Raw genomic sequence first — 26,875 nt, 5'->3', positions numbered from 1 at the left:
GCCGACGGTTTCGGAAAGCATGAGTGCGCTCATCGCTCGCCCTCCTTCCGTGCGCTCGTATCGGAGGATCGGGCGAAGGCTCCGGCGGCGGGGTCGGCGGCCATCGGACCGCGATGCCCCTTTTCCTGGCGGTCGGCGCAGAAATGCGTGTCCGAGCACACGAACATCCGCCCGCCCTTGTCGTCGAGCACCACCTCGTCCAGATAGCTGTCACGTGCTCCGCATAGCGCACAGGCCTGCGGCCAGCGCTGCACCTCGAACGGGTGGTCGTCGAAATCGAGGCTCTTCACGCTGGTATAGGGCGGGATGGCGTAGATGCGCTTTTCCCGCCCCGCGCCGAAGAGCTGGATCGCTGGATTGTTCTCCATCTTCGGGTTGTCGAATTTCGGGATCGGCGACGGCGACATCACGTAGCGGCCGTTGACCATCACCGGATAGCTGTAGGTGGTGGCGATGTGGCCGAAGCGGGAGATGTCCTCGTAGAGCCGCACGTGCATCAGGCCGTATTCGGCATAGCCGTGCATCTTGCGCGTCTCCGTCTCGCGCGGCTCCAGCTTGCGCAGGGGCTCGGGCTGCGGCACCTGGTAGACCAGCACCTGCCCCTCCTTCAGCGGCTTTTCGGGGATGCGGTGGCGCGTCTGGATGACGCTCGCCTCCTCCGTCGCCTCCGTCGTCGCGACGCCTGCCACACGCTTGAAGAAGCGGCGGATGGAGACGGCGTTGGTGGTGTCGTCGGCGCCCTGGTCGATCACCTTGAGCGTGTCGGAGGGCCCGATGACGCTCGCCGTCACCTGCATGCCGCCGGTGCCCCAGCCATAGGCAAGCGGCATCTCGCGGCCGCCGAAGGGCACCTGATAGCCGGGAATTGCCACGGCCTTCAGGAGGGCGCGGCGGATCATCCGCTTGGTCTGCTCATCGAGATAGGCGAAGTTGTAGGCCTCGTCCCAGGAAGCTTTTTCGACGACGGCGTTCATTCGGCGGCCTCTTTCTCAAGACGGTCCTGATGTTCCTGGCGGAGCTTGCGGATAAGGTTCAGCTCGGCCTGGAAGTCGACGTAGTGCGGCAGCTTGAGGTGCGAGACGAAGCCCGCGGCCTCCACGTTGTCGGCGTGGTAGAGGACGAATTCCTCGTCCTGCGCCGGGTACATTGCCGTCTCGCCCATCTCTCGCGCGCGAAGCGCCCGGTCGACCAGCGCCATGGCCATCACCTTGCGCTCGTTGTGGCCGAAGGAGAGGCCGTAGCCTCGGGTGAACTGCGGCGGCTTCTCCTTCGAGCCCTCGAACTGGTTGATCATGTGGCACTCGGAGATGACGACGTCGCCGATATCGATGGCAAAGCCCAGTTCCTCCGGCACGATCTCCACGCCCACCTCGCCCATGCGGATCTCGCCGGCGAAGGGATGGTTGCCGCCGTAGCCGCGCTGGGTGGAATAGCCGAGCGCCAGGACAAAACCCTCGTCGCCGCGCGCCAGGTTCTGCAGGCGCTGGTCGCGCCCAGCGGGGAAGGACATGGGCTCGCGGGTAAGATCGAACACCTCGGCGCCTTCGCCGTCCGGCTGCTCCTCCTCGATCAGCCCTTCGTGGTCGAGGATGTCGGCCACATGCGGCATGCCGTCGTCCAGCGGCGCATCGGCCTCCGGCGCTTCGGGCAGGCCCACCCCTTCCTCCGCCGCCAGCGCGAAGTCGAGCAGGCGGTGCGTGTAATCGTAGGTCGGGCCCAGCACCTGCCCGCCCGGAATATCTTTATAGGCTGCCGAGACCCGCCGCCGCACCAGCATCTTTGCCGTATCGATCGGCTCGGAGACGGCGAAGCGCGGCAGTGTCGTGCGGTAGGCACGCAGGAGGAAGATCGCCTCCACAAGGTCTCCCTGCGCCTGCTTGATGGCGAGCGCGGCCAGTTCCCGGTCGTAGACGGAGCCCTCCGTCATCACCCGGTCGACGGCGAGCCCCAACTGCTCGCCGATCTGCCGCACCGAGACCTCGGGCACCGCGCCGTCGCCGCGCCGCGTCTCGGCGATGAGCTTGTGGGAATTGAGAATGGCGCGCTCGCCGCCCTTGACTGCAACATACATGGCGTCAGCCCTCCACCTGAATGCCGCGCGGCAGGCCGACCAGCGCCCGGCCGGCGGCGAAGATGACGTCGACCCCCAACGGATAAAGCGCGTGGTTGTCCGCCCACTGCGCCCAAAAATCCGCCGGCAGGCCGGCGATGGCGACGGTGATTGCCCCGTCGATGCCCGGTCCGCGCCAGGTCATGGCGGGGCCGCCCGTCAGCGACGGCACCTGGATGAGAAGTGTCGCGGAACGGTCCGGATACCGGTCCTCGCCGATGGCGAAGCGGTCGAGCGGCGGCATTTTTGAGAGATTTGCGACCACCGCGAAGCGCGCCTCGCCCTCGGCAGCGACCAGCGGCGCCCCGCAATGGAAGCGCAGGAAGTCGGGCGCCGCGCCGTCCGCGATGGCGGCGTCGAGCCATACGGGCGTATCGAAATCGAACAGCGTCAGTGCCATCGCCGCCATCGCCGGATCGAGCGGCGCCGGCGGGTCGAGCTCAGTTTCCAGCGTGTGCACCCGTCCCGCGTAGGACAGTGTGTTGAGTACCGTGCGGAAGGCCTCTTGCGCCTCGAATACCGGTTCCGTGAAGCCCGGCTTCAGCCCTTCCATATCGGGCGCCGCGAGCGTTGCGTTTCCGTCGTTCATCCCGGATTGTCTCCCCGCACCATGGTGAAGAAGTCGACCTTGGTCGCCGCGGCCTTGCGGCTGACACGTTCCCGCTCCGCCGCCTGCCGCCGGGTGAGGGGCGCGATCACCGTCTCCTCGATCCTTGCGCTACCCGCGCCCTGCATCAGCGCGTCGAACACCGCCGCCAGCTCCGCTTTGCGCTTGTCGCGCCCGGCGGCATAGCAGTGGCCCATCGTGCCGTCGGCGAGCCGCACCGCGCAGCGCGTCACCGTCATCTCGCCGAAGTTGAACGGATCGCCGGTGCCGCCGGCCCGCCCGCGCACCATCACCAGGCCGGTCTCCGGCCGGCGCAGCACGGCGTAGCGCGGGCGCTCCTCGATCCTCTCCCACGCCGCTTCAAGCTCGCCGCTCGTGGCGCGGGCGAGAATGCTCATCCACCGCGCCCGCGCCGGTTGCGGCGCCGCCTTTGCTCGCATATTCATTGCGCAGACCTATTCATCTAAACGTCTAGACCTTTTTGATCGCAGAGGTTATGATCAATTCCTCGAACGCCTCCCTTATGCCTCCGCTCCATTACGGGGACATGACAGGACGGACGATTTTAACCGGAGACGCCGAAATGACAACACGCCCCTCGGGTTCGCCCCTCTGGCAGTTCATCGCCGACTCCATCGCCCGTGAAATTCACGAGAACGTCTATGCGCCGGGCGACCGGCTGCCCACCGAGGCGGACCTGGCGCAACGCTTCGGCGTCAATCGCCATACGGTGCGCCGCGCCGTCGCCTCGCTGCAGGATCTCGGCCTCATCCGCATCGAGCAGGGGCGCGGCACCTTCGTGCAGGAAGACATCGTCGACTACCCCTTGAGCAGGCGCACCCGCTTCTCCGAGATCGTCCGCCGCCAGGCCAAGACCCCGTCGGGCACTTGCCTGCGGTCGGCGAGCATCCCGGCCGACCAGACGGTGGCGGAGGCGCTCGCCATTCGTCCGGGCGCCCCGGTGGCCCTCATCGAGACGGTCGGTATGGTGGACGGCCAGCCGGTGAGCCTCGCCGCCCACCATTTCCCGCTCGACCGCTTTCCCGGCCTTTTCGAAGCCTTCGAGGCCGAGCGCGGGGTAACGCCGATGTTCCGGCGCCTTGGCGTTGAGGATTACCTGCGCAAATCCACCAGGATCACGGCTCGCCTGCCCGACACGCATGAGATGCGCCACCTGCGGGTCGCCCGCATGACCCCCGTGCTATGCCTGGATGCCGTCAATGTCGACGGCAACGGCACCCCCATCGAGTTCGGCCAAACCCGCTTCGCCTCGGGCCGTGTGCAGATATTGGTGGACATGCTGGCGGGGTAGGGAGGAGCCGTGGCGGCGTTAAGCATCTTCAGGATGCCATATTTCCCAATGTGCCGATCATCTCCGAGGCAGGCGTGTCGGACTATCATGTGACCATCCGGCACGATACCATGACGCGGGTGGGGAAACCGGGCGGAGGTGGCCGAGATGTCGGGCACGAGTAAGGCCATGGCGGAGCGCGTTAAGCTGCGGGTGAATGGCGCCGAGACGGCCGTGGAGGCCGATCCGGCGTCGCCGCTCCTTGGCGTCCTGCGCGAGACGCTGGGATTGACCGGTTCGCGCTTCGGTTGCGGAGCGGGCCTCTGCGGGGCCTGCTTCGTGCTGATCGACGGGCACGCGGTGCCGTCCTGCGACACGCCGCTCTGGGCGGCGGCGGGCAAGGAAGTGACGACGGTCGAGGGGCTCGGCACGCCGGAGCATCCGCATCCCCTGCAGCAGGCGTTTATCGACGAGCAGGCAATGCAGTGCGGCTACTGCGTGTCGGGCATTCTCATGAGCGCGGCGGCGTTGCTTCGGCGCAATGCCGATCCGAGCGAGGCGGAGGTTCGTGAAGTGCTCGACCGCAACCTGTGCCGTTGCGGCGCGCATAACCGCATGGTGCGCGCCGTGCTCAAGGCGGCGCGGGAGATGGGGGCTGCATGAGCGCGACGACGCAGCAGGGAAAGGCGCTTCCCGGTAGCCTGGCGGCCAATCCGCTCCTGGCGCAATGGCTTCGCTTTAAGCCCGAAGGCACGGTCGAGGTCTCGCCGGGGAAAGTCGAGATCGGCCAGGGCATCCTCACCGCCCTGACGCAGATCGTCGCCGACGAGCTCGACGTTGAGCCGGCACGGGTGAAGCTGAAGGTGGCGAGCACCGCGGGAAGCCCGAACGAGGGCGTGACCTCGGGCAGCCTTTCGGTGCAGCAATGCGGCATCGCACTGCGCCATGCCTGCGCGGAGGCGCGGGCGATGTTCCTGGCCGCGGCGGCCGAGCGGCTCGGCGTCGAAGCCGGCACCCTGGCGGTGGAGGATGGTACGATCGTCGGGCCGGAGAACGCGCGCACGAGCTATTGGGAGCTGGCCGGCTTTGTGTCGCTCGACGTTCCGGCGAGCGGGAAGGCTGCGCCGAAGCCCGCTGCCGCGCGCAGGCATACGGGCCATTCCGCTGCCCGCGTGGACATACCCGACAAGGTGTTCGGCCGGCCGCGCTACATTCACGACTTGAAGCTGCCGCGGATGCTGCACGGCCGGGTGCTTCGACCGCAGGCGCGGGGTGCAGCGCTTGTCGCCCTGAACGAGGAGGCCGCGCGGACGGTTGCCGGCTTCGTCGCTCTCGCGCGCGACGGCAATTTCGTCGGTGTTCTGGCGGAAACGGAGGCGGCGGCCGAGCGCTGCCTTGCGCTCTTGCGCAGCGGGGCGGAGTGGCGGGGCGGAGAGGAATTTCCCGACGAGGCGAAGCTGACGGACTGGCTGAAGAGCCAGCCGGTGGAGACGAAGACGGTGGACAGCCGCGAGACGGCCCGGGCCGGCTCGCCCGCCGGCCGTATGCGCCGGCAATACAGCCGGCCGTTCATTGCTCACGGCTCCATCGCTCCGTCCTGTGCGCTTGCCCGATGGTCCGGGTCCGGCGTCCATGTCTGGACGCACAGCCAGGGCATCTACAATCTCAGGGCGGAGCTTGCGGCCGTGCTCAAGCTTCCCCTGGAAGAGGTCGTCGTCGAGCATGCAGAAGGGGCCGGCTGCTACGGGCACAACGGCGCCGACGACGTGGCGCTCGATGCCGCGCTTCTTGCCCGTGCCGCAGACGGGCGGCCGGTGCGCGTGCTGTGGACGCGCGAGGACGAATTGACGCGCGCGCCCTTCGGTGCCGCGATGGCGGTGGAGATCGAGGCCGAGCTTGACGGGGAAGGCGAGATCCTGCGCTGGCGGCACGAATTGTGGAGCAACGGCCATGCGGCAAGGCCCGGCCGAGGGTCGAACCCCGTGCTGCTTGCGGCGAGCGAACTTGCCGAGCCTTTTCCGCGCGTCGTCTCCACCAATCCGCCGCTGCCCGCCGGCGGTGCGGAACGCAACGCCGTGCCGATCTACGATCTCCCTGCATGGGACATCGTCTCCCACCGGCTGCTTGTCATGCCGGTCCGCGTCTCCGCGCTGCGCTCGCTCGGCGCCTTCGCCAACGTCTTTGCCATCGAATCCTTCATCGACGAGTTGGCGGCCGAGCGCGGGGAGGACCCGGTGGCCTTTCGCCTGCGCCATCTCGGCAACCCGCGGGCGCGCGCCGTGCTGGAAGCGGCCGCGGGGCGTGCCGGCTGGGGTTCCCGGCGGGGCGGCGAAGGTACGGGCTACGGCGTGGCGCTTGCCCGCTACAAGAACATGGGCGCCTATTGCGCGGTCGTCGCCGAGGTGGAGGGCGAGGAGGACATTCGCGTGCGGCGGCTGGTGCTCGCCGTCGATGTCGGCGAGGTGATCAATCCCGACGGGGTCAAGAACCAGATCGAGGGTGGCGCCATACAGGCGACAAGCTGGACGCTCAAGGAGGCCGTGCGCTTCGACCGCACGCGGATCACCAGCGACAACTGGGAAGACTATCCGATCCTGAAATTCTCCGAAGTGCCGGCGGTCGAAGTGGAGATCCTCTCGCGCCCCGAAGAGCCGCCGATGGGCGCGGGGGAGGCCGCGCAGGGGCCGGTGGCGGGCGCCATCGCCAATGCCGTCTTCGATGCGCTCGGCGTGCGCGTGCGCAGCCTTCCGATCACCCGCGACAACATCATCGCGGCCATGGAGTTGAGCTGACGACGGCGATCGCCGTTCTGAGCGCGGTGGGCGGACGCCCGAAAGACAGGTCCCGCTCCAAGGTCACGCGCTGTTCGCGGCTTGCGCGGGCGTCTGTTCCGAAGGCGAACTGGTTTTCACGACGATGAAATCGAGGAAGGCGCGGAGCGCGGCCGACATGTGCCGATTGCTCGGGTAGACGATGTTCATCGAGCCGCCGTCGACGCCGTATTCGGCAAGCACTTGCTCGAGACGGCCGGTCTCAATGTCATGGCGGATGAGGGCCAGGGGCAGGAGAGCGATGCCGAGGCCGGCAAGGGCGGCCTGCACTTCGGCATAGGAGCCGTCGACGGCGATGCGCGCATGCACCGGCACCTCGCGCCAGCCGCGCGGGCCCTTGAGGCGCCAAACCTCGTTGTCGAGCGAGGGGCCGAAGGCGACGCAGTCGTGGGTCTTGAGATCCTCGATGCGCTGCGGGCAGCCGCGCCGGCCGAGATAGCCGGGGCTTGCCACCAGGGCGAGCCGCGACGTGCCGAGACGGCGGGTGATCAGGCTGGAATCGGGCAGCTTTCCAGTGCGGAACGCCAGGTCTATGCCGTTGCCGATGAGGTCGATCGGGTCGTCCGTCAGCTTCAGAACGATGCGAACTTTTTCGTGGGCTTGCAGGAATTCCCCAATCCAACGCATCAGCTTCCGAGCGCCGAAGCCCACCGGTGCGGTAATGCGCAACGTACCGGCCGGCTCGGCCTGCGAGGCGGCGATCCGCTCCTTCGCCCTCTCGATGCTGGCCAGCCCCCGCGCGGCATCTTCGTAATAGGCGCGGCCGAGGGCGGTCAGCGTGACGCGCCGGGTGGTGCGCTGGAGCAACCGTGCGCCGAGCGCCTCCTCAAGCTGCGCCACCTTACGGCTGATGGTCGCCTTCGGCATGGCGAGCGCCCGCGCCGCACCCGAGAAGCTGCCCGCTTCGACCACCTTGGCAAAGAGCGCGATATGATTGAGGTCGGCCACGATTGTTGTCCTTAAAGCGACAGTGATTTTCAAATGTCATAGCTACCACAACGAGCGCACCGCCGTCATCCTGTCCCTGAAAGGGGTTTCCCGGAAGACCGCGCCGGCCGCCGACCGGGCGGACCGCCGACCTTTTCCGCAAAAATGAGGAGTTCAATCATGCAGGACAAATCGACGATCTCACGCCGCACTGTGCTTCTGGGCGGTGCGGCTCTTGCCACCTTGGCGACGACCCGTGCCGGCTGGTCGCAGGCGGAGACCGGCGGCCGGCCGGTGGTGCTGATCACCGGCACGAGCTCGGGCTTCGGCCGGCTGATGGCGGAGGGCTTCGCCCGAAAAGGCGCTCACGTGATTGCCACGATGCGGGATTTGGGTGGCCGGAACACTTCCGCCGCCGAAGAGCTGCGGGCGCTTTCGGGCGATGGCGCGGCCGTCGACGTTGTCGAGATCGATGTGCTGAGCGAGGGGTCGGTGAATGCCGGCGTCGCCCGCGCGATCGAGAATGCCGGACGGATCGACGTTCTCGTCAGCAATGCCGGCATCGTCGTTCCCGGGCCCGTGGAGTTGCAGACGCCGCAGGATTTCGCCTCGAACATCGACACGAACATGGGCGGCGCCTTGCGCATGTTCCGGGCTGTCGTGCCGCATATGCGGGAGCATGGCGGCGGTGCGATCATCCAGATGTCGAGCGCGCTCGGGCGGGCGATCGATCCCATGCTCGGCGGCTACTGCGCCTCCAAGCTGGCGGTGGAGGCCGCTGCCGACGCGCTTGCCTATGAGGTGGCCGCGTCCGGCATCGAGGTTTCCATCGTGCAGCCGGCGGGCGCCTATCCCACCGAGCTTCAGGCCAACGCGATCCGTTATTGGGAGGAAATGCTGGCCCGCCTCGATGCGGAGGACCGGGCGAAGCTCGATATCTATGCGCCGCATGTGGAGGCCATGCTCGACGGGCTCGCGCCCGACGGCGACCTCGATCCGCGGGAAGTCTCCGATGCGGTGATAGAACTGGCGTCGATGCCGTTCGGTGCGCGGCCCGGGCGCTTGGTTGTCGGACCGTACAAGGACGGCATCGACCCGGTGAACGCCGCGCACGACCAGCTTCAGAACGACATGATGGAGCACAATCCGATCGTCGATCTGCTGACGCTCAAGTAGCTGCTGTGGCGGCGCCTGCTCCGTGCATCGCAAATAAATGCCGCCACCTCGGGGTGTGGGCAAGCAGTGGCGGTTGCAAACGGCCTTTGTCGACGGGAAACTATGGCCAGAAGGACGCTTTCCGCAGCATGGCAGAAAGGAAAGACGGATGCGTATCGAACTCGAAAGGGCGGCCATCGATATCGCCGTCGGCGATATTACCGAACAGGCGGATATGGACGCCGTCGTCAATGCAGCGAATGCCGAGCTGATGCCCGGTGGCGGCGTGGCCGGCGCCATCCATCGCAAGGCCGGGCCGGAGCTGGCGCAGGCCTGCCGGCCGCTGGCTCCGATCCGGCCCGGAGAGGCGGTGATCACCGGCGCTTTCCGGCTCCCCAACGCCCATGTCATCCACTGCCTCGGCCCGATCTACGGCATGGACAAGCCGGAAGCCGAGCTGCTGGCGCGGTGCTACTCGTCGGCCATCGCGCTGGCGGATGAGAAGGGCATCGGATCGCTTGCCTTTCCGGCGATCTCCACCGGCGCTTTCGGCTATCCGGTGGAAGAGGCCGCACCCATCGCCTGCACGGCGGTGGCCGAGGCGTTGGGCAGGGCGGAAACCGTGCGGGTCGTCAGGCACGTGCTGACCAGCGAGGCGCTCGTCGAGATGTTCGCCGAAGAGACGTTGAAGGCGACCGGCCGCGCGGGTTGACGGCGGCGGTCTTCCGCTACCGTCCCCTCCCGCCTTCACCGGCCGACGGCGTAGGCCTGCATGAGGCGCGGCGTGGCGGCGGCGCGCAGGACGCCGTCCTCGCCGCGCGCGGCGGCGACCATGCGCCCGATCGTCCATTCCGGCGTCACCTCCAGCCGGTGGCCGCGCGCCCTGAGCGCGGCGATGGTCTCGGCCCCAAAACTCTCCTCGACGGCCAGATGGCCGGGCTTCCTGTCGCGCGGGTAGAAGGAGGTGGGGAAGTGGGTCGTGTGCGACATCGGCATGTCGATCGCCTCCTGCAGGTTGAGCCCGTGGTGGACGTGACGCAGGAAGAACAGGAGCTGCCACTGCTCCTGCTGGTCGCCGCCGGGCGTGCCGAACGCCATGTAGGGCCGCCCCTCCCTGTGGGCGAGACTCGGGGTGAGCGTGGTGCGCGGGCGCTTTCCCGGCGCCAGGCTGCCGGGAAGGTCCGGCTCCAGCCAGAACATCTGCGCCCGGCTGTTGAGCATGAAGCCGAGCGAGGGGATATAGGGCGAGGACTGCAGCCAGCCGCCGGACGGCATGGCCGCCACCATGTTGCCCTCCGCGTCGATGGCGTCGATATGCACCGTATCGCCGCGCCGCACCGAGCGCATGTCGGCCATGGTGGGCTCGGACGAGACGGCCTCCAGGCTCGCGACCTGCGACAGCCGCTCCAGCGCTTCCATCATGCGTCGCACCTGCTCATCGTAGCCAGGCACATTGCCCGGCCTGAGCTCCAGAGACGCTTCGTGACCGATCAGCTTGCGCCGTTCGTCGTTGTAGACGTCGGAGAGGAGGTGCTCTATCGGCACGTCGATGAAGTCCGGATCGCCGTAATAGGCTTCGCGGTCGGCGAAGGCGAGCTTCATGGCCTCCGTCAGCGTGTGCACCAGGTCGGGCCCGCGTGTGTCCATGGCGGAGATGTCCAGGCCCTTGAGCAGCGCCAGGGTCTGCAGGAAGACCGGTCCCTGGCCCCACGGACCGATCTTGTTGAGCGTGTAGCCATGGTAGTCGTAGGTGAGCGGCGCCTCGTAGGTCGCTTGCCAGCCGGCCATGTCGTCGGCGGTGATCACGCCGCGGTGGCGGCTGCCGCTTTCGTCCATCACTTCGTTCTCGCGGACGAAGCGCTCGATCTCCTCGGCCACGAAGCCGCGATAGAAGGCATCGCGCGCCTTCTCGATCTGCTTTTCCCTGTTCCCACCCGCCGATTCAGCTTCGCGGACGATGCGCCGCCACGTTTGGGCCAGCGCCTCGTTGCGGAAGAGTTCGCGCGGCGCGGGCGCCCGCCCTCCCGGAGTGAAGAAAGCCGCCGAGGTCGGCCATTCGCGGGCGAAGAAATCCTTGAGCCCGGCGATGGTGTCGACCACGCGCGGCAGCAGCGGATGGCCCTTTTCGGCATAGTGGATCGCCGGCGCCAACACCTCCGAAAGCGAAAGCCGGCCATAGTCGCGCAGGAGCTGGAGCCAGGCGTCGAAGGAGCCAGGGATCACCGTCGCCAGAAGCCCGTTGCCGGGCACGAGCGTCAGTCCCTCGGATTTGTAATGCTCGATGGTGGCACCCTTCGGCGCCGTCCCCTGGCCGCAGAGCACCTGCGTTTCGCCGGTGCGCGCCGAATGGAAGACGATGGGCACCTCGCCGCCGGGCCCCACCAGATGCGGCTCCACCACCTGCAGCACGAAGCCGGCGGCGACGGCGGCGTCGAAGGCGTTGCCGCCGCGCTCCAGCATCGCCATGCCGGAGGAGGAGGCGAGCCAGTGGGTGGAGGTGACGACGCCGAACGTGCCGAGGATCTCCGGCCTTGTGGTGAACATGGATCAGTCGCTCCGTCTTATTGAATTGTCAGTTGTCGCTCAGGCCGTCGCACGCGGCTTTTCAGAGCCAGCTCTACAAGCGCCTCGGTCTGGCTCATGCGGCGGAGGTCCTTCGAGCCGCGGGCGCGCTCGCCGGCTCCGCCTCCTCGCCGCCCAACATGATCGACTGGAGATCGGCGTTGATGGCGCTCAGGTGCCGCCGCATGGCGCGTTCGGCCGCTGCGCCGTCGCGGCTGGCGATCGCCGCCACGATCTCCTCGTGGTTCCGATGCGAGCGGGCGCGCCGCTCCGATGTCCTGGCCATCGCCCTCAACTGCCGCCAGTCCGGCTCCTGGCGGATGCGCTGCACCACGTCGAACAGCGCCAGCATCAACCCGTTGCCGGCGCATTCGGCGATGCGGCGGTGGAAGGCGCTGTCCCACAGTTCCCAGCCGTCGTCGTCGGAGGCGGCCATCGTTTTCCTGGCCAGCCTCTCAAGGGCGGCGATATCCTCGTTCGAGCAGCGAAGTGCGGCCATGCGGGCAAGGGCCGGCTCCATCTGCAGCCGCGCCTCCATCACCTCGGACGGATTGGTCCGCTCGGCGAGATTGCCGTAGAACTGCGGCTGCAGGGCGGGACGACGCCCGACAAAGGTTCCCTTTCCCTGCTGGCGCCACACCAGCCCCTCGGCTTCCAGGACCTCCATTGCGCGGCGGACGGCGCGCCTGCCGAGCCCCATGGAAAGCGCCAGTTCCCGCTCGGGCGGGAGCTGCCATCCCACGTCGTCGCGGTGCTCGCGCACGATCTGGCGAAGCTTTTCCAACGCGATGGAGGAATTGGAGCGGACGTTGTCCAGGCTCAAAAGTTCACCCTTCAAAGAGAGACCTTTTCTTGCAATGGTTCCCTCTCTATAACGTCACCTTCGCCTCCCTTGTCAAGCGGTTCCGCTGGGCAAGGGCGGCGCACCATCACTTCATCCCGTGCCCGCCCGGGGCCCTTTATCTTGAGAACCTTCGATCATGCTCCAAATCGATCTCGCAGAAGCCCTCACGCTGATCGCAATCCTCGCCGCAACCGGCGCCGTCGCCGGCGTGATCTCGGGGCTGCTCGGGGTCGGCGGCGGCATTGTCATCGTGCCGGTGCTGTTCTTCGTCTTCATCGGGCTCGACATCGAGGAAGAGGTGAGGATGCACGTCGCGGTGGGCACTTCGCTGGCGACCATCATCTTCACCGGTTTCATCTCGGCGCGCGCGCATTGGAAGAAGGGGAGCGTCGATACCGCGCTCCTCAAGAGCTGGGGGCCGGCGGTTGCGTTCGGCGTCGTCGCGGGAACGATCCTCGGCGGCAACGTCGCGGGCGAGGTGCTCACCCTCGTCTTCGCCGCCGTCGCCGCCCTCGTGGCGGTCAACATGGCCTTCAAGCCCGCGGAAAGGGTGGCACGGCGCATGCCGAAGACGCCGCTCAAGGAGATCCTGGGCACGATCATCGGCCTTTTCTCGGTGATGATGGGCATCGGCGGCGGCACGTTGTCGGTGCCGATCCTGTCCTTCTTCAGCTACCCGATCCGCCTCGCCGTCGGAACCGCTTCGGCCATAGGGCTGATCATCGCCATCCCCGGCACGCTGGGCTACGCTTATTTCGGTTGGGGGCTGCCGGACCTGCCGCCCTTGTCGGTCGGCTACGTCAACCTTGCCGGCCTGCTGGCCATCGTTCCCTTGTCGATGCTGACGGCGCCTCTGGGTGCGAGGATTGCGCATGCCATACCGCCGATGGCATTGCGCTACTGCTTTGCCGCGTTCCTGGCCATCACCAGCATAAGGATGATCACAAGCGTTCTGTGACCTGAGCCGCCGCGTTATGCGTGGCGTTGCGCCAACGTCACCGTCCGCCTCGATATTTTCTCCGCAAGGGCGTGATCGTGCGTGACGAGAAGGACGCCGAGGCCGGTGTCGCGTGCGACTTCGAGCAGAACGTCGACCACCTCCTTCTGGCTGACGGGGTCGAGGCGGGACGTGGCCTCGTCGGCGAACAGGAAGACGGGATCGAGCAGCAGGGAGCGCAGGATCGCGAAGCGCTGCAATTCGCCTCCCGAGATCCGGCCGGGCAGCCGGTCGAGCAGATCATTCTGCAGCCGAAAGCGCGCAAGCAGTTGCTCCACCTCGTCCCACCGCCGCCGGTGCAGCTTCACGAGGCCCCCCTGCGGATCGCCTGGTGGGGCGGGAAGGCGGCGGGCGGGTCCTGATAGAGCTTCTGGAAGCGCAGCAGGGAGATGTCTCTGCGATAGGCTGCGGGTCGGCCGGAACCGCTCCGGAGGAAGCCGAATCAGGTACTAGTCACCTGGAACTGAAGTTCATTTCATTATAGGATTGTGCTCGCGACTGAAGAAGGAGCGAGTCGATGGCCAATGCGACTGGACGGCCGATTTCGCCGCTGGTGTTGAGTGCGGATGAGCGGGCTTATCTTGAGCGTCAGGTTCGCCGGCGTCGTGTGGCGCGGTCAATGTCTGAACGATGCCGGATCATTCTGCGGTGCGCAGATGGCCTTGCCAGCAAGTCCGTGGCAGCCGAGCTCGGCGTTCATGAGCATACCGTCGGCAAGTGGCGGCGGCGCTTTTTGAAGGAGCGCATTGGCGGCCTTCTGGATGAAGCGCGCCCTGGCAGGCCGCGCACGATCGATGACGATCAGGTCGCTGCCGTGATCGAGCGCACGCTGCGATCGACCCCGGCGGACGCCACCCACTGGTCGATCCGCTCCATGGGCAATGCCACTGGCTTTTCGCACACGACGATCCGCAGGATCTGGACCGCGTTCGGCTTGCAGCCGCATCGCTCGCAGACGTTCAAGCTTTCCAGCGATCCGCTGTTCGTCGACAAAGTCCGCGACATCGTCGGCCTTTACCTGTCACCGCCCAACAGGGCGCTGGTTCTCAGCGTCGATGAGAAGAGCCAGATCCAGGCGCTCGACCGCGAACAGCCCGTCCTGCCGATGATGCCCGGCATTCCCGAGCGCCGAACCCATAGCTATGTCCGTCACGGCACCACTTCCTTGTTCGCAGCCCTCGATATCGCCTCGGGTTTCGTGATCGGTAAATGCTACAAGCGCCACCGCGCGGCCGAGTTTCTCGACTTCCTCAAGCAGATCGACGCCCATGTCCCGCAAGGTCTCGATGTCCACATCATCATGGATAATTATGCCACGCATAAGACGGCAGCGATCCGGACCTGGCTGGCGCGGCGGCCGCACTATCATGTGCATTTCACGCCGACGTCGGCCTCCTGGATCAACCAGGTCGAACGCTGGTTCGCCGAGCTTACCCGCAAGCAGCTACGGCGCGGCGTTCACACCTCGACCAGCCAGCTCGAAGCCGATATCCGCACCTTCATCGAGCGGCACAACGAAAAACCCAAACCCTACAAATGGACCAAGTCCGCCGACGAGATCCTCTCATCAGTCAAACGCTTCTGCCAAAAAACAGAGCAGACCTTATGTGGCGAACTTTAGATTCACGTGACTAGTTTGAAATCTAGTTGCTCTATAGCTTTGCCTGTTGCGCAGGATCCGCGCTGCCAGATATTCGCTGCACCACCGGGGAGGGGGAATGTCGATCATCTCTCACAGCATCGTTCAGCGCCTTGCGCATCTGCGGGCAACCTTCACCGAACAGCAGGTGCGCAGCCGCCTGAAAGGGCAGGCCGAGGAGCCGCGCTCCCGCGCGTTGCGTAGCGCCCGCCGCGTCTCCGCCGCCTCCATTGCGAGGTTGTGGGAGGCAATCCGTGCCGTGCGACCGGAGGCGGAGGAGCTGGAAGGCGTCCTGGCCGACGGAGAGACGCGCGAGACGGCCGAACGCTACGCGGCCAATATCGAGAACATGATCGGTACGGTGAAGATGCCTGTGGGCGTGGTGGGGCCCATGCGCATCAACGGGCTCAACGCCAACGGCGATTTCATCGTCCCTCTCGCCACGACGGAGGCGGCCCTTGTCGCCTCCTATGCGCGCGGCGCCGAACTTGCCTCCCGCGCCGGCGGAATTGCCGCCGTGATGTTGACGGAGGGCGTGCTGCGCAGCCCCGGCTTCAAATTCGCCAATGTACTGGACGCCGGCCTTTTCCTGGAATGGGTGGTGCATGCGAGCGGCGATCTTAAGGCCGCGGCGGAGGCGACTACCCGGTATGGCCGGCTCGTTTCCATCGAACCCTTGATGGACAACGAGATCGTCTTCCTTTTGTGCCGCTACACCACCGGCGACGCCTCCGGCCAGAATATGGTCACCATCGCCACCGAGGCACTGTGCCGGCATATCGAGACGCATTGTCCGATCCGCCCGCTGCACTGGTTCATCGAGGCGAACTATTCCGGCGACAAGAAGAGCACCTATCTCGGCCTCACCTCGGGCCGCGGCCGCAAGGTGACGGCATCGGTGACGCTGCCGCGTGCGCTGGTCGAAAAATACCTGCATGTCAGTGTCGAGCGTTTTCTCGACTATGCGCAGATGGCCAATCTCGGCGCCATGCTGAGCGGGCAATTGGGCGCCCAGGGGCACTATGCCAATGGACTGGCGGCCTTCTACATCGCCACCGGGCAGGATGCGGCCTGTGTATCCGAATCCGCCATCGGCTTTACCCGTGTGGAAAGCCGCAACGGCGATCTCTTCACGTCGGTGACGCTGCCCAACATCCTGGTCGGCTCCGTCGGCGGCGGCACGGGCCTGCCCAGCCAATCGGCAGCCCTGCGCCTCATGGGGCTGCAGGGGCCGGGCAAGGCGGCATCACTTGCAGAGGTCGTCGCCTCGCTGTGCCTGTGCGGGGAGATTTCCATCATCGGCGCGCTTGCCGCCGGCGAGTTCGCCAGCGCCCACCGCAAGCTTGCCAGGGAGCGCTGAGATGTCGGCGGCGGGCGAGATGGCGCTGCTGCTGGCGCAGCGCCTGTGGATCTACCAGCGCGAGCGCTTTCCGGTCGCCAGGACCGCGCTGCTCGTCGCCGTCTTCTCTGCGGCGAGCGTCAACGTCTCCGCCTTCCTCGCCGGCAGGCCGCTTCCCTCCCTGGCAATCTACGCGGTGGCTTTCATCGTCGCCTTCACCGTCTTCCTGCAACTGCGCGCCTGCGACGAGGTCAAGGATGCCGACCTCGACCGCCGCTACCGGCCGGGGCTTCCCGTTCCGCGCGGTCTCGTCGACCTCAAGGTGATCGTCGGTATCGGGCTTGCTGCCGTGCCGGTGGCGGCTGTCGCGGCGGCGATGCTCGCGCCCGCGCTGCTGTGGCTTCTGGCCCTCGCCTGGCTGTGGTTGGGATTGATGACGGTCGAGTTCTTCGCGCCGGAGTGGCTGCGCGCGCGGCCGTTCCTCTATCTCGTCTCGCATATGATGATCATGCCGCTGCTCGACCTTTTGGTGACGGGCTGCGAGTGGCTGACGGCAAGCGGTGCTCCACCGGAGAAGCTCTGGCTGTTTCTGGTCTTGAGCTTCGTCAACGGCTGCGTGATCGAGATCGGCCGCAAGCTGCGGGCGCCGGAAAACGAGCGGGAGGGGGTGGACACCTATTCGGCCTTGCTCGGCCCGCGAAGAGCGGCCTTTCTGTGGTGCGCACTGCTTCTCGCCGGCTTCGGCCTGTTACTGGCGGTGGGCCGCGCGGTGGGGGCTTTCCATGCTGTCGCCATCGTCGGTTTCCTGGGGCTTGCGGTCTGTCTCGTGAGCGCATTGCTCTACCTTCGCGCTCCCACCAAAGGTGCCGAACGCCGGGTAGACGCGATGGCCGGTTTGTGGGTTCTGATCTGCTACGGTGCGGCCGGCTTTGTGCCGCTGTTCGCATGAGGGGAGGGGCGACCAGCATGATCGTCAACGGATCGGAGGGGGCGGAAGCGGCGGAGATCGGCGGCAAGGCTGCGACCCTTGCCGCCCTCGCGCAGGACGGGTTCGACGTGCCGCCCTTCTTCACCATCACGCCCGCGGCCTTCACCCGCACCGGCTTGCGCGCCGAGGTAAGGAAGGGGCTCGCCGGCCATCTGAAAGACATCGGCCCCGGCCCCTTCGCCGTTCGCTCTTCGGCCCGCGAAGAGGACGGCGCCGAGCATTCCCATGCCGGCCAGTTCCTGTCGCTTCTGGATGTTGAGGCTGCCGATGTGCCCAAGGCCGCGCACCGCATCTGGAAGTCCGGCGGCACCGAGACGCTGCGCGCCTATCGCGCCGAGCGCGGCCTTGGATCGGGCGATCATGCGCCCGCTGTCCTTGTCCAGCGGCTGGTTCGGGCGCGGGTGGCGGGCGTCGCCTTCTCGGCCGATCCCGTCTCCGGCCGGCGCGACCGCATGGTCGTCTCCGCCGTCGCCGGCCTTGGCGATCGGCTCGTCGGCGGCGAGACGGATGGCGATGATTATCTTGTCGATCGCCTCAGCGGCGCCCTCCTGCAAGGACCCGAGGAGGGCGTTCTGTCCAGGGACGACCTCGAGGCGCTTTCCGCCATGGTCGCCCGGATCGAGGCGGCACGGGGCGCCCCGCAAGATGTCGAATGGGCGTTCGAAGGCGGGCGCCTCTTCCTCCTCCAGGCGCGTCCGATCACCACGCCGCTGCGCACGGCACCCATCGCCGATCCGAAGATCACCATCTTCGACAACTCCAATATCATCGAGAGCTATCCGGGCCTCGTCTCCCCGCTCACCTACAGCTTCGCGCAATATGTCTATGCGCGGGTCTACCCGGTTCTCATGGCGCTTCTGGGCGTGCGCGAGGATGTAATCCGCGCCCAGGGCGCCGCCTTCGAGAACCTTCTGGGGCGCATCGACTGCCGGGTTTACTACAACCTGATCAACTGGTACCGGCTCATCGCGCTTCTGCCCGGCTTCTCGCTCAACCGCGCGCATATGGAAACCATGATGGGCGTGAGCGAGCCGCTGCCCGCCGAGATCGCCGACGCGCTGGCGCCGAAGCCGGCGAAGGGCTGGGCGGCGGTCAGGGAATATGCCCGCATCGGCAGAACCGGCCTTGGGCTCGTCCGCGAGGCAATCCGCCTGCCGCGCACGATCCGCGCTTTTCACGGGCGGCTGGACCGGGCGCTTGAAGTGAAGCCCGCCGACATCGACGCAATGCCGCCTACCGCGCTGGCAGCGGAATATCGGCGGGTGGAAGGCGAACTGCTCGACCGCTGGGACGCGCCGCTTGTCAACGATCTCTTGTGCATGATGATGTTCGGCGCATCGCGCAAGCTTATCGAGCGCTGGGCGGGGCAAGCGGGATTGGAAGTCCACAACGACGTCATGATCGGCCAGGGCGACATCGTCTCCGCCGAGCCCGCCCGGCGCATCGCCCGCATGGGAACACTGGCGGCTGGCGAGGAAGGACTTATCGAGGCTCTGGAGGCCGGCGATTTCGCTGCCCTCACGCAGCACCCGGAGCTTGAACGGGAGGTCGCGGACTACATCGCCAAGTTCGGCGACCGCTGCACCCAGGAACTCAAGCTCGAAAGCATCACGCTGGAGGAGGAGCCGCGCCCGCTGCTCGCGGCCATCGCCGCCGCGGCGCGCAGCGGGCGCAAGCCCGTGCACCGTGAAGAGCGGGAGAAGGATCCTGTCGCTGCGCTCTTTACCGGCCGCCCGATCCGGCGCTTCATCGCCCGCCGCGTGCTGGCCTTGGCCAAGGCGCGGGTGCGCGACCGGGAGAACCTGCGCTTCGAGCGCACGCGCGTCTTTGGCCATGCACGGCGTCTCTTCCTCGCCATGGGGCGGCAGTTTCACGCCCACGGTGTTTTGGAGGATGCCCGCGATGTCTTCCATCTCACGGTGCCTGAAGTGCTTGGCGCCATCGAGGGCTTCGGCACGAGCACGGACCTTGCGCCGCTCGCCGCCGCAAGAAAGGCGGAGATGGCGCGCGCTGAAAAGCGGCCCGATCCGCCCGAACGGCTCACCATCAAAGGCGCTGCCATAAACGCGGCGGACGTGCCGTCCGCTTCACCTGGTGATGACGACGACGACGAGGAGGTGCGCACGGGAACGGCCTGTTGCGCCGGCATCGTTCAGGCGCCCGCGCGCGTGGTGCGCGATCCGCGCACCCAATCCGTGAAGCAGGGCGAGGTGCTGGTGGCGCGCTTTACCGATCCGGGGTGGATCGCGCTCTTCGCCAACGCCTCGGCCATCGTCGTGGAGCGCGGCAGTCTTCTTTCCCACTCGGCTATCGTTGCCCGCGAACTGGGGCTGCCCTGCGTCGTCGGCGTGCGTGGCGCGACCGAATGGCTGACCTCGGGCGAGCGTATCGCGGTGGACGGGGCCGCGGGGACCGTGAGGAAGCTCGATGCCTGATACCGAAATCGCCGCCAAGGCCAGTTTCGAGAAGATCCGCTACGCCCAGCTCTGGGAGGATGCGGATTGCCTGTTGGCCAGCCTTGCGGAGGGCCGCGAGGCGCTTTCCGGCGCGACCCTCGTCTCGATCTGCTCGGCGGGCGACAACGCGCTCGCCATGCTCACCCTCGATCCCGAGCGCGTCGTCGCCGTCGACCTGTCGGCCGCCCAGATCGAGTGTCTGAAGATCCGTATTGCCGCCTACCGGACGCTCGACCACGCCGCCCTTCTGGAACTGATGGGCTCGCGCCCTTCCGGCCGCCGCGGCGCCCTTCTCGACGAGGTCGCCACCCGGCTTCCCGATACCTCGCAAGCCTTCTGGGCCGCGCTCCGTGACGAGGTGGTCGAGCACGGGCTCGGCGGCGCCGGCCGGTTCGAGCGCTATTTCCGCATCTTCCGGCGCAACGTCCTGCCGCTCGTCCATAGCCGCTCGACGGTCGACGCGCTTCTCCGGTCGCGCCCGCGGGCGGAGCGCGAGCGCTTCCTGCAGGAGGAATGGGACACCTGGCGCTGGCGCCTCCTGCTCAAGTTCTTCTTCTCGCGTTTCACCATGGGGCGGCTTGGCCGCGACCCGGCCTTCTTCGACCATGTGGAAGGCAGCGTCGCCGATCACGTTGCACGCCGCATCGTGCACGCGGTCGCCAATCTTGACCCTGCCCAGAACCCCTATCTGCATTGGATCCTCAAGGGCACGCACGGTGAGGCCCTGCCGCTGGCGCTCCGGCCCGAGCACTTCGAGACCATCCGCGACCGGCTCGACCGGCTCGACATACGCCACGGCTCTCTCGAAACCTTCGTGGCGACCGGCGAGAAGGCGGACGGCTTCAATCTCTCCGACATCTTCGAATATATGGGCGAGGATACCTTCCGCGCAGTCTATGGCAGCCTGATCGGCGCCGCCAATCCGGGCGCCCGCCTCGTCTACTGGAACATGATGGCGCCGCGCCGCATGCCGCCGGAGTTCGGCGACCGCATGCGCACGGTGGAGGATGTGGAGACGCGCGGACGCGCCATGGACAAGGCCTTCTTCTATTCGGACTTCGTCGTCGAGGAGGTGAGATGAGCATCGCGCCGCAGGTCGGTCTGATCGCCTTGTCCATGGCGATGCTGCTCGCCATCATGATGGCGGTGAAGTGGCTTGCGCGGCACTTCGCGTGGTCGGCCGAGTTGCAGCGCAAGAGTGTCCACGTCGCCACGGGCGCCTATGCGCTGACGCTGCCCTGGATGTTCGCGAACCGCTGGCCGGTTCTTGTCATCGCCGGTGGCGCGGCGGCGGTCCTCCTGCTCTTGCGCACACCGGTCCTCGCCCGCAGCGGCCTCGGATCGACGCTGCACAGCGTCGAGCGCCATTCCTATGGCGACATCCTGCTGGCGCTGGCCGTCGGCATCGTCTTCTTCTTCTCCCACGGCAACCCTGTCCTCTACGTGCTGCCCATCGCCGTGGTGACGCTCTCGGACGCGGCGGCAGCGATGACAGGGGTGCTCTACGGCAGTAGATTCCTCTCCGTGGAGACCGGGACGAAGAGCTTCGAAGGCTCGGCGATGTTCTTCCTGGTGACGTGGATCGTCGCCATGGTCCTGCTGCTCCTGATGACGGACATCGCGCGCCCGAACGTCGTTCTGCTCTCGCTCGTCATCGCCGCCTTCGGCACGCTGGTGGAGGCCGATTCCTGGCACGGCTTCGACAACCTGTTCCTTCCCGTCGGGCTTCATCTTTTCCTGTCGAGCCATCTGGAAACGCCGCCGCTGCCGCTTCTGGGGCTGACGCTCTTCTTCCTTGCGACACTGCTCGTGGTTCTCATTCTGGCGCCCAGGCTCAGCCTGTCGAACCACGCCGCGCGCGCCTACACCATCGCCGTCTTCATGATCTGCGCGGTGACGGAGGTGCATAACGCGCTGCTGCCGGTGCTGGCGATCCTCGCTCATCTGGCGGCGCGGCATGTCCGCCCGTGCAAGAGCCGCTATCCGGATCTCGACGTCCTGGCGCTCGTCGTCGTGGTCGCCGTGTTCTGGCTGTTCGTGGGCCGCTATGCCGACCGTAACGCGATCAGCATGTACAACCTCTCCTTCGCCGGTGCCGCCCTCGTCTTCGTGGTGCTGGCCGCCGGGCGCCGGCTGGCGCTGGCCGGGGCAGGGGCCGTCGTCCTCTTTGCTGTCAGTGTGGCGGTCGCCGGACGCAACCTGGAGGCCGCCGCGTGGCACGGGCCGCTGTGGCCGTGGATCGCCGCCAGCTTCGCGGTGTGCCTTACGATCCCGCTTCTTTGGCCCCAACTCCTCGACCGCTATCGCGGCCCGCGCACCCTGGCGCTGGCACTGCCGGTCCCTGTCACCTTCTTCATGGCAAAGGTATTTTTCCTATGAACACGGCTCCACAGGACATCGAGACGGACGGCGCGGCATGCCGCATCCACCGCGACGCGCCGGGCTGGGACGGGTTGCGAACGGCTGCCATAGGCGGCTTTCGCTGCGGGAGCGCGGCGGCGGGCGCGGGCATTCTGGCCAAGGCGGAGGAAGCGCTGCGCTGCGAGGGCTTCCAGGCCATTCTCGGTCCCATGGACGGCGACACCTGGCACAGCTACCGCCTCGTCACCGAGAGCGACGGTTCGCCGCCCTTTCCCCTGGAGCCGGTGAGCGGGCCGTATGACAGGGAAGCATTCGAGGCGTGCGGCTTCACGCCGGTCTCGTCCTACATCTCCGCCCGCGCCCCACTCGATGAAGCCATCGGCCCCTCCGTCCCGCCCGCGGTCGACGGGGTGACCGTCCGTCCGTGGGACGGAGAGGAGGCACAAGGGCTGCTCGCCCATCTCTTCGATATGTCGGCGGCAAGTTTTGCCGCGAACCCATTCTTCAAGCCGATCTCCCGCGAAGCCTTTCAGGCTCTCTACGAACCGGTGCTGCCGGCCGTCGATCCGCGGCTTGTCCTTTTCGCCAGGGATGCCGACGGGATCGTGGGCTTCCTCTTCGGTCTGCCCAACCTGGCGGAAGGCAAGGAGCCGAAGACGGCCATCGTGAAGACCTATGCCAGCCGCCGCCGGGGTGTGGGGCACCTGCTCCTGGACACCTTCCACAGGACTGCCCGCGATCTCGGCTTTACCGACGTCATCCATGCTCTGATGCACGAGAAGAATGTTTCGCGCGACCGCAGCCAAAGGCATGCCGCGCGTGTCTTCCGCCGTTATGCGCTGATGGGGAAGCGGCTTTAGGGAAGGCCGCGAGCGATGAACCTGCTCGAACCCATTCTTGACGAACTGACGGCCAGGAGCGGGCGCACCGCGATCATCGCCGCCGATGGTACGCGCGCCACTTACGGCGACCTGTTGGCGCGCTCGAAGGCCCTGGCGGCGGCCTGGAAGCGTGCCGGTATCGCGCCGGCAGACCGTGTGTTGATCGCCATGCCGGTCGGCATCGCGCTCTATACGAGCCTCGTGGCGCTGTGGCGGCTGGGCGCCGTTGCCGTCTTCCCCGAACCGGCGCTGGGGCTGCGGGGCTTGCGCCATGCGCTGGAGGCGACGAAGCCCAAGGCGTTTCTTGCCGCCGGCTGGTACCGGTTCCTGCGCTACGCCTTGCCGGCGCTGTGGTCCATGCCCCTCACGCTCTCGCCGGAAGACCATTCGGTCGGGCCGGCATTGGCCGATAGCATCGAAACCGTCGCAACCGAACACCCGGCCCTGATCTCCTTCACCAGCGGCTCGACCGGCCGGCCGAAGGCGATCGTGCGCAGCCACCGCTTCCTCGCGCTGCAGAATGCGCGCGTCGCCGAGCTGCTGGCGCCGGAGCGCGACGGCTGTGTCGACCTCGTTGGCTTCCCGGTCTTCGTGTTGGCCAATCTCAGCCTCGGCGTGACCTCGGTCCTGCCCAACTGGCCCCTCAGCCGCCAGGAGACGGCTGATGCGGGCCGCATCGCGCGCCACATCGCGGACAACCGTATCAACAGGGCGCTGATCCCGCCTTCGATCTGCGCCGGGCTGGTGGACGGCCCGGACATGGCGCTCGATACGATCTTCACCGGCGGCGGCCCGGTCTTTCCCGATCTGCTCGATCGTCTATCCTCGAAGCTGCCGGGCGCGGACATCGTTTCCGTTTACGGCTCGACGGAGGCGGAGCCGATCGCCCACCAGCGTCTGTCCGAAATATCGGCGGCGGATTGGCAGGCCATGCGCGAGGGGGGCGGCCTGTTGGCCGGCCGGCCCATTCCCGAAATCCGGGTGAAGATCCTGGATGACGAGATCGTGGTCACGGGCGAGCATGTCAACAAGGGCTATCTGGACGAGCAGGACGACCGCACCACCAAGATGGCGCTCGACGGCGAGATCTGGCATCGCACGGGTGATGCCGGGCGGCTCGACGCCAATGGCCGCCTGTGGCTGCTCGGACGGCAGGATGGGCGGGCCGGCCGACTGTTTCCCTTCGGCGTGGAAGCGGCGGCGCGCTGCTGGCCGGGCGTCGCCCGTGCGGCGCTGGTTTCGATCGAGGAGAGGCCGGTGCTCGCCGTCGAAGGGGACGGCGCCTTGCTTGAGGTTTGGCAGGAGAAGGCGTGCACGATGGGAGATATCCGCGTCGTCCCGGTCCCCGCGATCCCTCTTGACCGGCGGCATCGCTCGAAGGTGGATTATCCGGCGCTGAAAGCGGCGCTTCGCCGCCTTCAGAGCGGGATGAATTGAGGTCGCGTCTTCCCCACGCGCGTCATCCCGGCTGAACGAATCGGCCGCCTCCAGGCAAGGTGTGCTCGAGAATAACGCCCCACAGCCGCGCGTTGGCAGTCACGAAGTCGAGATAGGCTTCGGCGAAGGCAAGCGTGTTCGCCACCGCGTCGCCCAGGCGAGCGTGCTGTTTGCCGTGGATCAGCTTGTCAGGGGCGTGCTCGCCGCCATCACGGGCCTGGTGCGCGGCCTTCTGACGGTGCTGCCCATTCCCGCCGTCCGGCAGCTTGTCGGCCTGGTCCACGCTTTCCTGCGCATCGCGGTCGGCTTCATCGATGAGGTGATCCTTGCCTATGCGATCCGCACCGGTGCGGCCAACCCATGGGGTTCGGCGCGCACGGCGCTCGTTCTTTACGGCCAGAACTACAAGACGATGCTGAAGAACGCGGCCTGGCTGACGCTCATCGTCTCCGGTCTGTCCTTCATCGTCTTCCTGGTCATGCTCGCGCCGGCCGCGCTGGTCGTCTATCTCATTCCCGGCGCCTGGTCGGCGGGCGGTATCGTCTTTGCGCTGCTGTTCGCCTGGGCCGTCAAGGCCGCGTTGCTGGAACCCTTCGCCATCACCTGCCTCATGCAGGTCTATTTCAAGACCATCGAGGGACAGACGCCCGACCCGGCCTGGGACGCGCGCCTTGAAGAGATGTCAGCCAAGTTCCGCACGCTCAAGGAAAAGGCGCTGGGCGGCGTCGGCGCTTGAAGCCGATACTTGCCCCGCCTTTCCTTACCCGGCGATATCTGCCAGCAGGAACCCGTTGGGCCCCAGCTTGACCGCACCCGCCTCCACCTGCGCGGCCGAGGAAAGCAACACCCCGTCGATGGGCGGCGCCGCGGTCGCCCGCTCTTCGGGGGAAAGGTTGAAGAGGCAAAGGGTGCGCCCGCCCCGCACGAAGGCGAGCATCGGTTCAGTAACGTCGAGGAAACGGGTCTTGCCGGTTTTCAGGTCTTCGCGGCCGCGGCGCAGCGCCAGCATCTTCTTGTAGAAGGAGAGCACCGAATTCGGGTCGCCCGCCTGCGTGTCCACGGCACGGGCGCGCTGCGGCGCGCGCACGGGAAGCCACGTGGTCTCCGCGTTTGAGAAGCCCGCATGTGGCTCGGCGGCACTCCACACCATCGGCGTGCGGCATCCGTCGCGCCCCTTGTCGTCCGGCCAGAAGGCAATGCCCTGCGGATCGGTCAATTCCTCGAATTCGAGCTCGGTCTCGCTCTGCCCCAGTTCCTCGCCCTGATAGACGCAGATCGACCCCTCAAGCGACAACAGCAGGGCGGCGGCGAGCTTGGCCAGGCTGTCCTGGTCGTGCCCGTGTTTGGCCCAGCGCGTGACATGCCGTACGACGTCATGGTTGGAAAAGGCCCAGCACGGCCAGCCGCCGGGAGCGAGCTGGAAGAACTCTTCGACCTGACGGCAGAAGTGCTTCGGCGAGAAATCCGGCCTCAGCATCTCGAAGGAATAGGCCATATGCAGCCGCCGGGCGGTGGTGTACTCGCCCATGAGCTGGATCGAGAAGTGCTGCTCGCCGATCTCGCCGACCATCGCGCGGTCGCTGAACTCGTCGAGAAGCGCGCGAAGCCTTTCGAGGAAGGGGATGTTTTCCGGCTGGTTCTTCTGGAACTTGTGGATCTGCATCGCCGTCGGATTGACGGGCGGCAGATTGGCGCCGTTGTCGAAGGGCGGGTTGTCGCGCAGCGTCTTGTCGTGGAAATAGAAGTTGGCCGTGTCGAGGCGGAAGCCGTCCACGCCGCGCTCCAGCCAGAAGCGCATGGTGCCCAGAAGCCACTCCTGGACGTCCGGATTGTGAAAGTTGAAGTCCGGCTGCTCCTTCAGGAAATTGTGCAGGTAGTACTGCCGCCGGCGCGGCTCCCACTGCCAGGCGATACCGCCGAACATGGACTGCCAGTTGTTGGGGGCCGAGCCGTCCGGCTTTGGGTCCGCCCACACATACCAGTCGGCCTTGGGATTGTCGCGCGAGCGGCGGCTTTCCTGAAAGAAGGGGTGCTGATCGGAGGAGTGCGACAACACCTGGTCGATGATGACCTTCAGCCCCAATTCGTGCGCACGGGCCACCATGGCATCGAAATCGGCGAGCGTGCCGAATGTCGGATCGATGTCCGTGTAGTTCGACACGTCGTAGCCCATGTCCGCCATCGGCGAGGTGAAGATCGGCGAAAGCCAGATGGCATCGACGCCCAACTCGGCCACATGGCCCAGCCGGCGGGTGATGCCTTTCAGGTCGCCGACACCGTCGCCATTGCTGTCCTGAAAGGAACGCGGGTAGATCTGATAGGTGACGGCGCCTCGCCACCATGCATTGTTGCCGGTCATGGCACTCTTCTCTGATATGGGGTCTGAAATTTGATTGTATCCGTCATCCAAAGCGCTTTGGATGACGGGACATTGCCCGAAGCGTTTTGGA

Annotated in this window: 24 protein-coding genes; 15 read left to right on the top strand and 9 right to left on the bottom strand. The window is 66.7% G+C overall.

All coding sequences use genetic code 11. The features are described 5' to 3' along the window. Positions 1-29: 29 nt before the first annotated feature. The 4 genes from GM910_RS10010 to phnG are packed head-to-tail and all read right to left on the bottom strand — an operon-like array spanning position 30 to position 3,115. Positions 30-974 (bottom strand): alpha-D-ribose 1-methylphosphonate 5-phosphate C-P-lyase PhnJ, encoded by a 945-nt coding sequence (locus tag GM910_RS10010; RefSeq protein ID WP_159587374.1) that lies wholly within the window; start codon positions 972-974, stop codon positions 30-32. Next, a complete protein-coding gene (locus tag GM910_RS10005) occupies positions 971-2,071 on the bottom strand; it encodes a carbon-phosphorus lyase complex subunit (protein WP_159587373.1) in 1,101 nt (366 codons plus the stop codon). Before GM910_RS10005 ends, GM910_RS10010 begins: the two co-directional genes overlap by 4 nt. Positions 2,072-2,075: 4 nt before the next feature. Next, a complete protein-coding gene (gene phnH / locus GM910_RS10000) occupies positions 2,076-2,699 on the bottom strand; it encodes a phosphonate C-P lyase system protein PhnH (protein ID WP_246225949.1) in 624 nt (207 codons plus the stop codon). Continuing rightward, the gene (phnG, locus tag GM910_RS09995; protein WP_159587372.1) at positions 2,696-3,115 is read right to left on the bottom strand and encodes a phosphonate C-P lyase system protein PhnG; all 420 of its coding nucleotides are present in this window, start codon (positions 3,113-3,115) and stop codon (positions 2,696-2,698) included. The genes phnH and phnG overlap by 4 nt, the downstream gene beginning before the upstream one ends. Positions 3,116-3,300: 185 nt before the next feature. On the opposite strand from phnG, the gene phnF reads away from it, so the two are divergent. The 3 genes from phnF (at position 3,301) to GM910_RS09980 (ending at position 6,800) form a co-directional block, all read left to right on the top strand. Next, on the top strand, positions 3,301-4,029 hold the full coding sequence (gene phnF, locus GM910_RS09990) for a phosphonate metabolism transcriptional regulator PhnF (RefSeq protein WP_159587371.1): 729 nt from the start codon (positions 3,301-3,303) through the stop codon (positions 4,027-4,029). Positions 4,030-4,176: 147 nt separating this feature from the next. Further along, the gene (locus tag GM910_RS09985) at positions 4,177-4,671 is read left to right on the top strand and encodes a (2Fe-2S)-binding protein (RefSeq protein WP_246225948.1); all 495 of its coding nucleotides are present in this window, start codon (positions 4,177-4,179) and stop codon (positions 4,669-4,671) included. Further along, on the top strand, positions 4,668-6,800 hold the full coding sequence (locus tag GM910_RS09980) for a xanthine dehydrogenase family protein molybdopterin-binding subunit (protein ID WP_159587370.1): 2,133 nt from the start codon (positions 4,668-4,670) through the stop codon (positions 6,798-6,800). Before GM910_RS09985 ends, GM910_RS09980 begins: the two co-directional genes overlap by 4 nt. Before the next feature lie 63 nt (positions 6,801-6,863). Here the strand turns inward: GM910_RS09980 and GM910_RS09975 are convergent, their stop codons facing one another. After that, a complete protein-coding gene (locus GM910_RS09975) occupies positions 6,864-7,787 on the bottom strand; it encodes a LysR family transcriptional regulator (RefSeq protein ID WP_159587369.1) in 924 nt (307 codons plus the stop codon). 159 nt (positions 7,788-7,946) lie between these two features. Here GM910_RS09975 and GM910_RS09970 point away from each other — a divergent pair, with 159 nt between their 5' ends. Both GM910_RS09970 and GM910_RS09965 read left to right on the top strand, forming a co-directional pair. Beyond that, a complete protein-coding gene (locus tag GM910_RS09970; protein WP_159587368.1) occupies positions 7,947-8,942 on the top strand; it encodes an SDR family NAD(P)-dependent oxidoreductase in 996 nt (331 codons plus the stop codon). A gap of 148 nt (positions 8,943-9,090) precedes the next feature. Beyond that, entirely contained in the window at positions 9,091-9,633 is a 543-nt protein-coding gene (locus tag GM910_RS09965; RefSeq protein WP_159587367.1) for a macro domain-containing protein, read from the top strand. Positions 9,634-9,668: 35 nt separating this feature from the next. Here the strand turns inward: GM910_RS09965 and GM910_RS09960 are convergent, their stop codons facing one another. Beyond that, positions 9,669-11,465, bottom strand: coding sequence for a gamma-glutamyltransferase family protein (locus GM910_RS09960; protein WP_159587366.1), 1,797 nt, complete (start codon positions 11,463-11,465; stop codon positions 9,669-9,671). A gap of 94 nt (positions 11,466-11,559) precedes the next feature. Then, positions 11,560-12,306 (bottom strand): FadR/GntR family transcriptional regulator, encoded by a 747-nt coding sequence (locus tag GM910_RS09955; protein ID WP_159587365.1) that lies wholly within the window; start codon positions 12,304-12,306, stop codon positions 11,560-11,562. A 157-nt stretch (positions 12,307-12,463) separates the two neighbouring features. Here GM910_RS09955 and GM910_RS09950 point away from each other — a divergent pair, with 157 nt between their 5' ends. Further along, positions 12,464-13,285: a sulfite exporter TauE/SafE family protein gene (locus tag GM910_RS09950; RefSeq protein ID WP_159587364.1), complete on the top strand. Its 822-nt coding sequence runs from the start codon at positions 12,464-12,466 to the stop codon at positions 13,283-13,285. Positions 13,286-13,299: 14 nt separating this feature from the next. Here GM910_RS09950 and GM910_RS09945 read toward each other — a convergent pair whose 3' ends face one another. After that, positions 13,300-13,632 (bottom strand): ATP-binding cassette domain-containing protein, encoded by a 333-nt coding sequence (locus GM910_RS09945; RefSeq protein ID WP_246225946.1) that lies wholly within the window; start codon positions 13,630-13,632, stop codon positions 13,300-13,302. A 209-nt stretch (positions 13,633-13,841) separates the two neighbouring features. Here GM910_RS09945 and GM910_RS09940 point away from each other — a divergent pair, with 209 nt between their 5' ends. The 9 genes from GM910_RS09940 (at position 13,842) to GM910_RS09900 (ending at position 25,161) form a co-directional block, all read left to right on the top strand. Beyond that, a complete protein-coding gene (locus tag GM910_RS09940) occupies positions 13,842-14,945 on the top strand; it encodes an IS630 family transposase (RefSeq protein WP_159587363.1) in 1,104 nt (367 codons plus the stop codon). A 97-nt stretch (positions 14,946-15,042) separates the two neighbouring features. Beyond that, on the top strand, positions 15,043-16,323 hold the full coding sequence (locus GM910_RS09935; protein WP_159587362.1) for a hydroxymethylglutaryl-CoA reductase: 1,281 nt from the start codon (positions 15,043-15,045) through the stop codon (positions 16,321-16,323). 1 nt (position 16,324) lies between these two features. Next, complete coding sequence (locus GM910_RS09930; RefSeq protein ID WP_159587361.1) at positions 16,325-17,251, top strand: UbiA family prenyltransferase; 927 nt, start codon at positions 16,325-16,327, stop codon at positions 17,249-17,251. Between the two features lie 17 nt (positions 17,252-17,268). Then, on the top strand, positions 17,269-19,725 hold the full coding sequence (locus GM910_RS09925) for a PEP/pyruvate-binding domain-containing protein (RefSeq protein ID WP_159587360.1): 2,457 nt from the start codon (positions 17,269-17,271) through the stop codon (positions 19,723-19,725). Beyond that, positions 19,718-20,827 carry a BtaA family protein gene (locus tag GM910_RS09920; RefSeq protein ID WP_159587359.1) on the top strand — a complete coding sequence of 370 codons (1,110 nt, stop codon included), beginning with the start codon at positions 19,718-19,720 and terminating at the stop codon, positions 20,825-20,827. Before GM910_RS09925 ends, GM910_RS09920 begins: the two co-directional genes overlap by 8 nt. Next, positions 20,824-22,125: a diacylglycerol/polyprenol kinase family protein gene (locus GM910_RS09915; RefSeq protein WP_159587358.1), complete on the top strand. Its 1,302-nt coding sequence runs from the start codon at positions 20,824-20,826 to the stop codon at positions 22,123-22,125. The genes GM910_RS09920 and GM910_RS09915 overlap by 4 nt, the downstream gene beginning before the upstream one ends. Then, positions 22,122-22,967, top strand: coding sequence for a GNAT family N-acetyltransferase (locus GM910_RS09910; protein WP_159587357.1), 846 nt, complete (start codon positions 22,122-22,124; stop codon positions 22,965-22,967). The genes GM910_RS09915 and GM910_RS09910 overlap by 4 nt, the downstream gene beginning before the upstream one ends. A 15-nt stretch (positions 22,968-22,982) precedes the next feature. Further along, positions 22,983-24,425 (top strand): AMP-binding protein, encoded by a 1,443-nt coding sequence (locus GM910_RS09905; protein ID WP_159587356.1) that lies wholly within the window; start codon positions 22,983-22,985, stop codon positions 24,423-24,425. A gap of 61 nt (positions 24,426-24,486) precedes the next feature. Beyond that, positions 24,487-25,161 (top strand): hypothetical protein, encoded by a 675-nt coding sequence (locus GM910_RS09900; protein WP_201285456.1) that lies wholly within the window; start codon positions 24,487-24,489, stop codon positions 25,159-25,161. Positions 25,162-25,185: 24 nt separating this feature from the next. On the opposite strand, the gene GM910_RS09895 is transcribed toward GM910_RS09900, so the two are convergent. Beyond that, positions 25,186-26,784, bottom strand: coding sequence for an alpha-amylase family glycosyl hydrolase (locus GM910_RS09895; protein ID WP_159587355.1), 1,599 nt, complete (start codon positions 26,782-26,784; stop codon positions 25,186-25,188). Between the last annotated feature and the right edge of the window lie 91 nt (positions 26,785-26,875).

Origin of the sequence: Chelativorans xinjiangensis (assembly GCF_009812055.1) — a bacterium.
In the GTDB taxonomy this organism is placed as follows: domain Bacteria; phylum Pseudomonadota; class Alphaproteobacteria; order Rhizobiales; family Rhizobiaceae; genus Chelativorans; species Chelativorans xinjiangense.
Note: the sequence above shows the minus strand (reverse complement) of the source record. Positions and strands in the feature narration are given on the sequence as shown.

Coding starts and splice junctions, on each gene's coding strand:
- GM910_RS10010 (WP_159587374.1), bottom strand. CDS start 974: ATGAACGCCGTCGTCGAAAAAGCTTCCTGGGACGAGGCCTACAACTTC.
- GM910_RS10005 (WP_159587373.1), bottom strand. CDS start 2,071: ATGTATGTTGCAGTCAAGGGCGGCGAGCGCGCCATTCTCAATTCCCAC.
- phnH (WP_246225949.1), bottom strand. CDS start 2,699: ATGAACGACGGAAACGCAACGCTCGCGGCGCCCGATATGGAAGGGCTG.
- phnG (WP_159587372.1), bottom strand. CDS start 3,115: ATGAGCATTCTCGCCCGCGCCACGAGCGGCGAGCTTGAAGCGGCGTGG.
- phnF (WP_159587371.1), top strand. CDS start 3,301: ATGACAACACGCCCCTCGGGTTCGCCCCTCTGGCAGTTCATCGCCGAC.
- GM910_RS09985 (WP_246225948.1), top strand. CDS start 4,177: ATGTCGGGCACGAGTAAGGCCATGGCGGAGCGCGTTAAGCTGCGGGTG.
- GM910_RS09980 (WP_159587370.1), top strand. CDS start 4,668: ATGAGCGCGACGACGCAGCAGGGAAAGGCGCTTCCCGGTAGCCTGGCG.
- GM910_RS09970 (WP_159587368.1), top strand. CDS start 7,947: ATGCAGGACAAATCGACGATCTCACGCCGCACTGTGCTTCTGGGCGGT.
- GM910_RS09965 (WP_159587367.1), top strand. CDS start 9,091: ATGCGTATCGAACTCGAAAGGGCGGCCATCGATATCGCCGTCGGCGAT.
- GM910_RS09960 (WP_159587366.1), bottom strand. CDS start 11,465: ATGTTCACCACAAGGCCGGAGATCCTCGGCACGTTCGGCGTCGTCACC.
- GM910_RS09950 (WP_159587364.1), top strand. CDS start 12,464: ATGCTCCAAATCGATCTCGCAGAAGCCCTCACGCTGATCGCAATCCTC.
- GM910_RS09940 (WP_159587363.1), top strand. CDS start 13,842: ATGGCCAATGCGACTGGACGGCCGATTTCGCCGCTGGTGTTGAGTGCG.
- GM910_RS09935 (WP_159587362.1), top strand. CDS start 15,043: ATGTCGATCATCTCTCACAGCATCGTTCAGCGCCTTGCGCATCTGCGG.
- GM910_RS09930 (WP_159587361.1), top strand. CDS start 16,325: ATGTCGGCGGCGGGCGAGATGGCGCTGCTGCTGGCGCAGCGCCTGTGG.
- GM910_RS09925 (WP_159587360.1), top strand. CDS start 17,269: ATGATCGTCAACGGATCGGAGGGGGCGGAAGCGGCGGAGATCGGCGGC.
- GM910_RS09920 (WP_159587359.1), top strand. CDS start 19,718: ATGCCTGATACCGAAATCGCCGCCAAGGCCAGTTTCGAGAAGATCCGC.
- GM910_RS09915 (WP_159587358.1), top strand. CDS start 20,824: ATGAGCATCGCGCCGCAGGTCGGTCTGATCGCCTTGTCCATGGCGATG.
- GM910_RS09910 (WP_159587357.1), top strand. CDS start 22,122: ATGAACACGGCTCCACAGGACATCGAGACGGACGGCGCGGCATGCCGC.
- GM910_RS09905 (WP_159587356.1), top strand. CDS start 22,983: ATGAACCTGCTCGAACCCATTCTTGACGAACTGACGGCCAGGAGCGGG.
- GM910_RS09895 (WP_159587355.1), bottom strand. CDS start 26,784: ATGACCGGCAACAATGCATGGTGGCGAGGCGCCGTCACCTATCAGATC.